At 30.5% G+C, this 12,073-nt stretch carries 11 protein-coding genes; 1 reads left to right on the top strand and 10 read right to left on the bottom strand.

The window, feature by feature from the left end; genetic code table 11:
* Positions 1 to 17: 17 nt before the first annotated feature.
* The 9 genes from ACUSRV_RS04140 to ACUSRV_RS04100 all read right to left on the bottom strand — a co-directional run bounded on the left by ACUSRV_RS04140 (position 18) and on the right by ACUSRV_RS04100 (position 9,864).
* Positions 18 to 1,508, bottom strand: coding sequence for an aldehyde dehydrogenase family protein (locus ACUSRV_RS04140; protein WP_490140656.1), 1,491 nt, complete (start codon positions 1,506 to 1,508; stop codon positions 18 to 20).
* A gap of 46 nt (positions 1,509 to 1,554) precedes the next feature.
* Positions 1,555 to 1,857 carry a BMC domain-containing protein gene (locus ACUSRV_RS04135; RefSeq protein ID WP_490140655.1) on the bottom strand — a complete coding sequence of 101 codons (303 nt, stop codon included), beginning with the start codon at positions 1,855 to 1,857 and terminating at the stop codon, positions 1,555 to 1,557.
* A 26-nt stretch (positions 1,858 to 1,883) separates the two neighbouring features.
* Entirely contained in the window at positions 1,884 to 2,180 is a 297-nt protein-coding gene (locus ACUSRV_RS04130) for a BMC domain-containing protein (protein ID WP_490140654.1), read from the bottom strand.
* A 29-nt stretch (positions 2,181 to 2,209) separates the two neighbouring features.
* Positions 2,210 to 2,476 carry a hypothetical protein gene (locus ACUSRV_RS04125; RefSeq protein ID WP_490140653.1) on the bottom strand — a complete coding sequence of 89 codons (267 nt, stop codon included), beginning with the start codon at positions 2,474 to 2,476 and terminating at the stop codon, positions 2,210 to 2,212.
* A 1-nt stretch (position 2,477) separates the two neighbouring features.
* On the bottom strand, positions 2,478 to 3,557 hold the full coding sequence (locus ACUSRV_RS04120) for a hypothetical protein (RefSeq protein ID WP_490140993.1): 1,080 nt from the start codon (positions 3,555 to 3,557) through the stop codon (positions 2,478 to 2,480).
* A gap of 399 nt (positions 3,558 to 3,956) precedes the next feature.
* Positions 3,957 to 4,418: a YbaK/EbsC family protein gene (locus ACUSRV_RS04115; RefSeq protein ID WP_490140652.1), complete on the bottom strand. Its 462-nt coding sequence runs from the start codon at positions 4,416 to 4,418 to the stop codon at positions 3,957 to 3,959.
* Positions 4,419 to 4,597: 179 nt separating this feature from the next.
* Positions 4,598 to 5,776 carry a Card1-like endonuclease domain-containing protein gene (locus ACUSRV_RS04110; protein ID WP_490140651.1) on the bottom strand — a complete coding sequence of 393 codons (1,179 nt, stop codon included), beginning with the start codon at positions 5,774 to 5,776 and terminating at the stop codon, positions 4,598 to 4,600.
* Positions 5,777 to 5,903: 127 nt separating this feature from the next.
* Positions 5,904 to 9,155 carry an ABC transporter permease gene (locus tag ACUSRV_RS04105; protein ID WP_490140650.1) on the bottom strand — a complete coding sequence of 1,084 codons (3,252 nt, stop codon included), beginning with the start codon at positions 9,153 to 9,155 and terminating at the stop codon, positions 5,904 to 5,906.
* Between the two features lies 1 nt (position 9,156).
* Positions 9,157 to 9,864, bottom strand: a complete 708-nt coding sequence (locus ACUSRV_RS04100; protein WP_490140649.1) for an ABC transporter ATP-binding protein — start codon at positions 9,862 to 9,864, stop codon at positions 9,157 to 9,159.
* Positions 9,865 to 9,989: 125 nt separating this feature from the next.
* Here ACUSRV_RS04100 and ACUSRV_RS04095 point away from each other — a divergent pair, with 125 nt between their 5' ends.
* Positions 9,990 to 10,562, top strand: a complete 573-nt coding sequence (locus tag ACUSRV_RS04095) for a TetR/AcrR family transcriptional regulator (protein WP_490140648.1) — start codon at positions 9,990 to 9,992, stop codon at positions 10,560 to 10,562.
* A 40-nt stretch (positions 10,563 to 10,602) separates the two neighbouring features.
* On the opposite strand, the gene ACUSRV_RS04090 is transcribed toward ACUSRV_RS04095, so the two are convergent.
* A complete protein-coding gene (locus ACUSRV_RS04090) occupies positions 10,603 to 12,042 on the bottom strand; it encodes an MFS transporter (protein ID WP_490140647.1) in 1,440 nt (479 codons plus the stop codon).
* Between the last annotated feature and the right edge of the window lie 31 nt (positions 12,043 to 12,073).

Raw genomic sequence — 12,073 nt, 5'->3', positions numbered from 1 at the left:
TTTGTACATTTATCTAATTATTTTATTTCCTTTATAATTTTTTCCAAAATACATTGAAGAACTTTAATTTCATCTTTATCGTAATTGTTGGATTTTGACATCAAGCTCATAGATGGTTTCTCTTCTGGCAAAGTAATATTTGATACTTCTTCAATATCTTTAACACCATACCCAACTTTACGAATGTAAATTAGATTCATAGGTGAAACATTATCAGAAGTCATTCCTTTTCCAGCGGACCCACTTCCAAGAGTTAATGCAGGAAATAAATTTGTTGTTACCCCCATACTACCAAATGAAGCAGGTGTATTAACAAGCACTCTACCTACAGGTTTTTTTAATGCAAATTGGCGAATGACATCTTCATTTTTAGAGTGAATAACAAGGGTGTGTCCGTTTCTCTCACTTAATAGTAACTCTATACACTTTTCACAGGCATTCATCCAATCGTCTTCTATGTAATAAGCTAAAACAGGAGCAAGCTTTTCCTTTGAATAAGGATTATTCTCAGTAACATACTTCTGTTCAGAAATTAATAACAATGTGTCATTTGGAACAGAAAACCCTGCCCTTTTTGCAAGTTCTAATGCAGATTTACCTACCATTTCAGAATCCATACTTCCATCTAATTGAAAAAATAATAAGCCAAGTTTTTTTGACTCTTCTTCTGTCATAAAATATGAACCATTTTTTTTCATCTCTTGTTTAACCTCAGCTGCAATACAGCTATCTACTACAATAGATTGTTCTGCAGCTGATACAATTCCATTATCAAATGTCTTACTAAAGACAATATCTCTAACTGCCTTCTTTATATCAGCGCTACGTTCAATAAATGCTGGGCCGTTACCATTACCTCCATAAATTACAGGATTTCCAGATTTATATGCTTCTTTAAGCATTGCTGGTACACCAGTATTCATAATGAGAGATGTTTCTTTATGATTCATTAACTCAATTGTTCCAGATGGTGTTACAGTATGTAAGTATGAAATAGCTCCTACTGGCAATCCATATCCTTCAGCAGCACGTATTATAATATCTAGTACTTTGCCTATTGTCTTTTTAGCTCTAGGATGTGGTGAAAAAATAATTGCATTTCCTGACTTAATGGCAATTAATGCTTTGTAAATTGTTGTAGAAACAGGACTAGTAGCAGGACTTAGTGCAACAATTACTCCTACTGGTACTCCTACATCCATTGTTTTATTATCTTTATCTTCTTTAATAATACCTACACAGCGCATTCCCCTTAAGCTGCTTGGTATGTATTCACAGGCAAATCTATTTTTTATATATTTGTCTTGCCATTTTCCATAATCAGTTTCATCACGGGACATAATAGCAAGTTCACAAGAGTGCTTTCCAACTTCTTCTGCCATACGCTCAACTATCTCATCTAATTTTTCTTGGGAGAAAGTTGATAGAGATTTTTGTGCTTCACTTGCATTTTCCATGAGAATTCTAGCCTCTTGGATGGAGAGCAAATCATTATCAATAATGTTCATTTACCTCTCTCCCTTTCTTGTATTAAATATATTTTCATAGTAATTTTTATGGATTTAAAGTCTCCATTGAATAACGAGAAATAATTTTTTCAACGTTTTGATGCGGACTTGCAATAACAACAGAACTATAAACTTCACTACCCATTTCTTCTACAGCTCTTATCCCTGCCTCCACAGCCGCTTCACATGCTCCTACATCTCCACGAACCAAAACAGAAATATATCCAGAAGCTACGTTTTCAAAACCAACTAATTCAACATCTGCTGCCTTACACATTGCATCCGCAGCCTGTAAAACAAATACTATTCCAAAGGTTTCTACTAAACCTAAAGCTCTGTATGTGCTCATATCTAACTCCTCTATTCTTATTACTTTTATTTATCAATATCGTATATAGATACTATGTCCCCAATAGGTCTAATAGGTCTTGGCATAACATTTTGTGCTGTTAGTTTACCTATTGCCGCCGCTGCTGCTGAACCTGCTTCTACAGATACCTTTACTGCAGCAACATCTCCCTTTACCATAATAGTAACTAGTGTAGAACCTATATTTTCATAAGCTACTAGTTCAACATCAGCAGCCTTTAGCATTTTATCTGCTGCTTCAATTGCAGGAACCATACCTACTGTTTCAACAAGACCTAGTGCTTCTTCTCCATAATACCTCATCAAATTTCCCCCTTCCTTATTTGAGGTAATTAATCCTTAATATACTTGTTAATTGTAGCTGCCCCTTCCTCGTGAGCACGATAATAGACTAACAATTCACCAGTATCTGTCATCATAAATCTAGATTCTTCAAGAAGTCCATTAGCTTCAGCTGTCATTAATGCAGTAATTACATCTTTTTTATTTAATGCTTTGAAATTTCCATATTCCCCTTTTAGTTCTTCTATAACGTCTTGTGCACAAGCGTCTTTAACTTTTGTAAAATGCTTTAAAATTGCATAGTTAAGAGGTTTCATATTAATTCTCCTCCTTTTTGAATAAGTTTAAAGGATTCATTGAGATTACTAATATACCAAACATCATAAGTACAGCAGCAACCCAAGCTATAAGTGGTATTGACCAACCTTCTATTCCATAGAATACTCCAAGTACTAACCAACAGCAAAATGGTCCCCAGAATGAGTATGTTCCATTACAAGCCATCCCTAAAGCAGCACCACACATACTATTTCCTTTATACCAGAACATATATGAAACAAATGCACAAAGACCACTTATAGCAAACCAAATCATAGCAGGCCCACTTGTAAATGCTTTTAATGCAAGGCTAGTTGAAAGACCTACATCCCCTGCTATAAGCCCAAAGATAGGTAGTAATATAATTAAATTTGAAAGACCTGATGTTGCCTGGCGAATAGTAATACCAATTTCTGAGTCTATCATAGATGTACCATAACCAGCTACACAACCTTCAAATCCCCAACCAAGAGCAGCAATAAAAGCTATACAAACTCCTAAAAATGCTCCTTCTTGTGCATCTCCGCTAATACTTGTGCTACCTATCATAAAGCTTGCAATAACACAAATAGCAATACCTAACATCATACGCTTGTTTAATTCTTGTTTAAATAAAACTTTTCCTAAGATAGCACCAATAGCTGGACATAAGGCTGTAATAGGAATAACAATTGAGCCAGCCATTTGAAGTCCAACAACATAAGCAGTACTAGAAATAGGACCTCCTATTAAAGCTGCTACAATCATTACACGACCTGGAGTAGTGTTAATACATCTAAAAAAATCTCCAAACTTACCTTTATACCCTGCATATGCCATAGCCCAAACAGCACTACAAGTATCATTTACTGCACTTCCTATTGCAGCTATTACAAAGGTAATTACAAAGGCTGATAACCCTGCAGTATTTGCACCATACCAATCCCCCCAGACACCCTTGGTCATACCTAATGTTAAAAATGCTGAATAAAATCCATAGGCTACTCCTGAAAATAGTGCAATTGCAATCCCCTTCTTAAAAAACTGAGATGATAACTTCTTTTTTGCTGCTATTGCAGCTGCATTAGTTGATGTTGACATTTCTGACAAAAACAAAACCCCCTTCATTAATTTTTAAATTTGTTTTAAATGAAATTTATAATACCTATTTCAAGGTAATAGATATTATAAATCTATTTATAATTTTTTCATATTTTAAAATAGTCTGAATTTTTTACATCCAACTATATATGATCATTTACTTCATTAATGCCTTCAAAATACTATTAACATCAACTACGTTACAGGGGTTTTAATGTTATATTAATATTAACAGAATTGTCTGTTTTTCTATGGCATAAATCCAACTTTTTTACTGAATAATTTCCATAATTTTTTGATTTTTTTGTATTATAGTTATATTCTTGTAATATTGTACAATTTTCGAGAAATAAAAAATGGACCTTTTTTAGTTATATTTAACTAAAAAAGGTCCATTTTTTAAAATTTACATACATCTACCCACTGTGCGCCTGTCCAATTAACCATTTCATCAGGTGTAACTTTAACAGCTGTATTTGTTCCACCTGCAGCAGGATAAACAACATCAAAGTTTTCTAAGCTTTTATCTATATATATTAAAACATCAGATGGTAATCCAAAGGGACATACTCCTCCAACAGGATGATTTGTCTTTTCTAATGTCTCTTCAAAAGACATCATCTTTGCTTTACATTCAAACTGCTCTTTAAATTTTTTGTTGTCTATTTTTGCTGTTCCACAGGTAACTATCACTATGCTTTCCCCTTTTAAGTTAAATGCTAAAGTTTTTGCAATTTGTTCTTCTTTTACTCCAATTGCTTTAGCTGCTAGTGCAACTGTTGCACTACTTTCGTCTAAAAACATAATATCTCTATCTATTTGTTTTTCACTAAAATATCTCTTTACTTCTTCTACTGCCATTTGCATCAACCCCTTTTTAAAAAATTCGCTACGCTCATGTCGCCAACGACCTTGAAAGCCAGGTCTGTTGCTTAAAATTATCTTACGATTGTTACCATATATTATATATTTTATAATACACCCCTTATTTCCTTTATCTCTTACATTAATTTATTAATATCTCTGAATTTAATATATGTCTATGCCAAATCCACATTCTCATTTCTAAGTTTTTGTATTGTTACATATAATTCATTTTTAAACTTCTCTATATTTCCATCGAATACTATTATTTTAATATTCATTTCATCTGCTCTTTCTAGAATTGTATGTTTTAAAGGTAATTGAGTTGATATTAATAATTTTTTTACATTGTTACCTGCTAACTGTTCCGAATATACTTGTAACTCATTTAATGTGCTCTCATCATATCTATTTGTATCCTTACATGATATACACAATAAATATCCATCAAAACTCGCTAATACATCTAGTTCATTTCTTACTATATGTACATTCCTATCCCATAAAAACATTACTCCTGCCTTTACATCACTAATATCCCTTATTTCTTTTATAACTTTATAAGTTATTGCTTCTAACCATGAACCCGTAGTAAAAATGAAATTTTTAATATAACTATCTTTAAACTTAATAAAAAGTTCTTGGTTATTTATCCATTTCATATTTATGTGTTCTAATTCTTTTAATTTATACATCAGTTTCATAATATCATTTTTTTGCTTAAAGTCTATACTATTAGTTCTAATGATAATTTCTTGTGGCATCATATAATTTGTCTTTTTTACATGTTCTTGATTTTTAAGTATTTTCTTTACGCTACACCACATTTGATAATTTTCCATAAAAAATTCTAATATCTCTTTTATATTTTCATTACTATAAATACTAGTAGATTCTGTTATTATCTCTCCTCCCCTACTCTCGATATAACCGTCTATTTTTAATATGAATTCTTCTTTAATTAATTCTTTTATATTATTCTTATCCAATTCATACATTTTTTCTGATTCTAAATCTACAAATATTGTCTTTAAATTATATTTTTGAGCAATTTGGTATAACAATAAGCTTTTAAATTTATTTCCTCCAGAAATATTTATAATAGTTTCTTTCTCTGTATTGTTAATTATCCAATCTTCAATTTCTAAATTATTGAACTTTTTAAAAGATACTCCTTTAATATTAGTAGTTTTATTTTTTTCTAATATAAATGTTCTAATATCATTATAAATTTCGTTATTTTCCTTTGTATCTTCATATATAAAAATTATATTTTCAGGTTGAAATTTCCTTATTGCAATAATATTATGCATATTAAAATCATCCAAAAGATTTATCATAGTTGTAGACTTCATTTATATTCTCCTTTATAAAAGTCTTTTCATTTCATATTTCTACAAATTCATTATATCATTACGTCTAATTTATTTATATATATAACTAATAGAAAAGCTCTGGTCCCAAAGGGTCCAGAGCCTATAATTAATCTACAGATTTTAATGATTCTACCATATGAATCTTTTTAAGTTTATAATACATAAATATATTTACCATAACAGCAAATACAATAGTAAGAATTGCAGAATATACAAAACTCATAAGTTCTATATTTCTTCCAAACATAATATTGTCAGGTTCTACTGTTACCATAATAAAACTGTGTAGTAATACTCCAAGTCCTAATCCTGCTAAAGCACCTATCAATGTAAGTATAAAGTTTTCTCTAAATACATACGAAGAAACTTCATTGTCATAAAAACCTAATACCTTTATTGTAGCTATCTCTCTAATTCTTTCACTTATATTTACATTAGTTAGATTGTATAAAACTACAAATGCAAGAGCACCAGCAGAAACTATTATAAGTAAAATTACTTGATTTAAGTTAGATATCATAGTTTCAAAGCTACCCTTAGCCTTAGTATTAAAACTAACAGCACTTATATTGCTAATTTTCATTAAATCCTTAGCCAATTTATCTTCAGATTTAGATGAAGTATCCTTTATCTTAATTAGCATTTGATTATATTTAATATCTTCATCATATACGCTTTTATAGTATTTTGGAGTCATATATACATACTGGCCAACGTAGTTTTCTACAATGCCGTTTATTTTAACAGGAAACTTTTCGTCGTCCTCGTTATCTAAATATATTGTATCTCCTATTTTAACATCTAGCATCTTAGCTAATTTTTCGTTTACAATAACACCATCATCATTTAAGCTGAATTTTTCACCACTTGTACGGCTTTTTAAACTTATAAAATCATTTAGGTTGTCAAGATTTTCTGGAACAAATACTGTAACTGACTTCTTAACATTTTTATTAAAAGCATCTACACTTACTGTTTTTATGTTCTTGTAGTCAGTAATTCTATCGTCTTTAGATATTTTATTTACTGCTTTGTTTTCCTCATTAAAACTAATTTCTGACTTGTAATTAAGTATTCCATTGTATACAAATACTTCACCATATTGTTTTTGAACAATTGCACTAATTGAATCTCTAAGTCCAAATCCAGTAACAAGTAATGCAGTACAACCTGAAATACCTATAACAGTCATTAAGAAACGCTTTTTATATCTAAATATATTTCTTGAGGTTACCTTTTGTATAAAGTTCAAGTTGTTCCAAATAAAAGGAATTCTTTCAAGTAATATTCTTTTACCTTCTTTTGGCGCCTTAGGTCTCATAAGTGCTGCAGGAACTTCTTTTAATTCCTTATGACAAGCAAAAAACACAGCAAGTGTTGTTGTTAATACAGCAACCAAAGTCGCCATAACAAAATACCCAACATTAAATGTCTTAACAAGAGGTGGTAGGCTATATGTCATACTTGTATATGCATCAAATATTATAGTTGGGAATAGCGTAAATCCTATAGATACACCAACTATACTACCTAATATACTTGCAGTGGCAGCATAAAATAAATACTTAAACATTATAGAACCTTCACCATACCCTAATGCCTTCATTGTTCCTATATTTACCCTTTGTTCATCTACCATTCTAGTCATAGTAGTTAAACATATTAAAGCTGCAACTAGGAAGAAGAATATAGGGAACACCTTTGATATAGCATCTATACTCTTAGCAGATGATCCATAATCTACAAAACCGTAGTTTGCATTTCTATCGAGAACATACCACTTTGGCTCTTTTATTTCTTTTATCTTTTCTTCAGCATCGTCTATTTTGACCTCAGCCTTTGCAAACTCTTTATCAGCCTTTGCTTTTCCTTCTTCATATTCCTTTATTCCATCTTGTAACTTAGCCTTACCATCTTTTATATCTGCTCTCGCTTTTTTAAATTGAGCAATAGCTTCTATTTTCCCAGACTCTAATTGCCTTTTATTAACTTCTAATTCTTTTTTAGATTTTTCAATTTCTTTTTTACTAGCTTCTAACTTAGCTTCACCTTGTATTAATGCAGTTTTGTTATTTTCTAGCTCAATTTTAGATGCTTCTAGCTTAGATTTACTAGTATTGTATTGTTCTTGTAAAGATTTTAATTGAGTTTCTAATATTGCTATTTGATCCTTTGGTGTATTTTCATCTTCTAAAGTAGCTTTTATATTAGCTATTAACCCTTGAAGATCTTTTAGTTGAGTTTCACCATTTTTTATTTGGTCATCAGCTTTTGCAAACTCAATTTCTGCATTTTTCTTATTTTGTAAAAAAGCCTCATACTGGGTATTAAGTTCTTTTTCACCATTAATTAATTCTTGCTCACCAGCTTTTAATTGGCTTTCTGATGTAGCAATTTGGCTATAAAACTCTTTTTCTTTTTGGTTTAATTCTTTTTCACCATTAGCCAAAGTTATTTTTGACTTTTCTATTTTATTTGCTGCATCTTTTAGCTCATTTTCAGCTTTTGTTTTCTCTTTCTGATATTCTTTTTTTGCATCATCTAATTTAGTCCTAGCCTCAGTCATTACGACCTTATATCTTATATCTGCTCTATCAAGCCCCATGTCTTCTAATTTATCCACTACTACTTTTATCTTATCTTCGTATTCTTCATCATAAGACATAAGACCTTTGGCAGTATCTACAGTTAAATAAATCTCAGTATATACATCCATTGCGAAGTCTTCTTCAGGTATCATAATATAGCTACTAAGCTTTCCATCACCTATAGAACTACTTCCTTTTTCATGTGATACATAGTATGGACTTTCAACCAATCCAACTACAGTATATTCACTGTTTTTTATAGAATCACTTAATGGATCCTCAGTTCCTGAATACAACTTTATTTTTGAACCTATGGATATACCAAGGCTTTTTAACTTTGAATTTTCTATAACACATTCTCCAGATTTTTGTGGAAGTCTTCCTTCAATAAGTCTAGGTCTATTCATATAGTTTTTGTCATTGCCATTTAACTTATCTAAAGGTAGTCCATGTACCTTTAAAACTCTCTCTGTTCCATCTTTTCTAAGAAGTACTTCCTTGGAATACGTAGGATATATTCCATCTACCCCTGAGATTTTTGATATCTCATCTACATCGTCATCTGTAAGTCCTAATGTTGACATAATATTTATGTCCATTAGGTTATAATCATCATAATATTTATCTGCAGTTATATTCATATTTGGTGCAGATATTTTTATTCCAGCGAAAAAAGCAACTCCAAGAATAATAATTGCAAATATAGACATAAACCTTCCAAATGATTTTTTTATTTCTACAAATGCATCCTTTATTAATATATTTTTCATATTACCACTCAATCCTTTCTACAGGAATTGGGTTGTCGTTTTTAATAATTTTATCTACCTTACCATTTTTAACAGTTATTACTTTATCTCCCATTGGAGCTATTGCCATATTGTGAGTTATAACTACTGTTGTCATATTCATATTTCTACTAGTGTCTTGTAGAAGTTTTAGTATAGCTTTACCTGTGTTGTAATCAAGTGCTCCAGTTGGCTCATCGCATAAAAGTAACTTTGGATTTTTAGCAAGTGCACGAGCTATAGCTATCCTTTGTTGCTCTCCACCTGATAATTGTGCAGGGAAATTGTTTCTTCTTTTGTCTAGCCCTACTGCTTCTATTATTTCTTGTGGACTAAGTGGCTCTTTACATATTTGAGTTGCTAGTTCTATATTTTCAATGGCAGTAAGATTTTGTACTAAGTTATAAAACTGAAATACAAATCCAATATCATCTCTTCTATATGAAATTAATTGTTTTTTGTTGTATGAACTTACTTTATTTCCGTCTACATATACACTACCACTAGTTGGACTATCCATTCCTCCTAGTATATTAAGTATTGTACTTTTACCTGCACCACTAGCCCCTACAACTATAACAAATTCTCCTTTATCTATTGAGAAATCAACTCCATCAAGGGCCTTAATTTCTACTTCCCCCATTTTATATACCTTTTTCACATCAGAAAATTCAATGTATTTTTTGTTCATAGTTTCACCTCCAATTGACACAATCTATATTTTTACGATACACTTGTATCATATACTATGTAAGTATATAATTTTTAGTATAATAAATCAATAATGTAAAAAGATGTGAAACAGGAGGTGTTAATATGTATCATATCAAAAACGATAAGCGCTCAATTCAATCTAGCCAATGGATTTATGAAGCATTAGCACAGCTTATGAATGAAAAAAATTATGAAAATATTAAAGTTACAGAAATAGTTGAAAAAGCAAAAATTGGTAGAACTACTTTTTATAGAAATTTCGATTCTATTGACGATGTTTTGAGAATGAAGTGTGATGAAACTTTTGATAATTTATATAAATATATTGTAGATTATTATAATGAAAATGATGTTTCTGATAAAACGTTATTTATAAAGCCCCTTTTGAGGTTTTGGTATATAAATTCAGATATTATGGAACTATTACTAAAGGCTAATAAATTAGATATTATTAATTCTTCTGCTATTAAAATAGTCGATGCTTTTGAACCTCTCATTTGCCCTAAAAATATTGCGATTAAAAATCATTGGGATTATTTTATTTCCCTTCAATCTGGTATTTTTATAAGTATTTTAAGTCAGTGGATTAAAAACGGCAAAGATATACCCCCTGACGACTTAGCAGATTTAATAGTTAAACAAATTATTGAGTCTTTTAATATTAGTTTAATTTAATAAAAGGCTGTTCTTATATAAAAAGAACAGCCTTTTATTTTTAACCTTTTTCTAATTCAGTTTCTATAGATCTTTTTTTCTTTATAAGTCTAATTGCAGTTATTATAGCCCCTACACTACAAATAGCAAGTGAAACTATATATACATAATGCATTCCATAAATAAATACATCGTCTCTTCCTTGTATATAATTTTCAACTCGAAATGCCATTTTAGAACTCATTCTATTGTACAAAATTGTAGTAGCTAGTGAAACTCCAAGTACTATACCTACATTTCTAACTAATGCATTAACACTCCCAGCTATTCCTAGTTTATCCTTAGACACAGTTGACATTACTAATGAATTATTTGGAGATTGAAATAATCCATTACCTAAAGACATTATTGCTACAAAGGCTATATAATATGTTACTGATGTATTTTCTGTAATAGTTGCCATTCCGCCTATACCCACCATTGTTAATACAAGACCTACTAAGGTAAGAATTTCTGATCCTATTTTATCCGATAGATATCCGCTTGCTGGCGCTACTACTGCTAATATTACTGGATATATCATCATATATAATCCTGAAATATTAGGAGAAAGACCTAATACATCTTGAAGATAAAACGGCTGTATTATATTGTTTGATCCAATAGTTAAAAATGATATTAGTGCACAAATTATACTTATAGAAAACAATGAGTTTTTAAATATAGATAAATCCAATAATGGATTTTCTATTTTCTTTTCAAGTTTTATAAAATATATTATAGATACTATCGTAATTATTAGAGTTGTTATTATTATTGGACTATTATATCCTAGACGATCTCCATAGGTAAATGTGAAGAAAAATGATATTATTGATATAGCAAACAATATTGTTCCAATTATATCGAGTTTTACTTCCTTTACTTCTTTATTCTTTGGCATTACCTTTATTGCAAGGAAAAAAGTTATAATTCCTATAGGTACATTAATTAGAAATATGTATTTCCAACTGAGTATTGATACTATAAATCCTCCAAGAGGAGGTCCTACCAAAGTTCCTAGTGCTACAGATGTTCCAACTATTCCAAGGGCCCTTCCCCTTTCATTTGGTGGAAATACATGTGTTATTATTCCTTGGTTTGTAGCCATATACCCAGCAGCTCCTATAGCCTGTATACATCTTGATATTATTAGGAAAGTTATATTTGTAGACAATCCACAAAGTAATGATCCTATAGTAAAGATTACAAGACCAGTTTGAAAGACTCTTGTTTTTCCTATTATATCTCCTAGTCTTCCCCAAAATAATATACTGGCTGATATAACTACTAAATAACTTGTTACTACCCACTCTATAGAACCCATGTTTACATTAAGGTTTTTTGACATAGTAGGCAGCGCTATATTTACTATACTGCTATCAAGGCATCCCATAAAGGTCATTATAATTACTACAGATAATATTATCCATTTTCTTTTATATATATCTTCTTCTGACATAATATCCCTCCTATAAAGCATACTATAACAA

It is taken from the genome of Sporacetigenium sp. TC11 (assembly GCF_058146105.1).
Note: the sequence above shows the minus strand (reverse complement) of the source record. Positions and strands in the feature narration are given on the sequence as shown.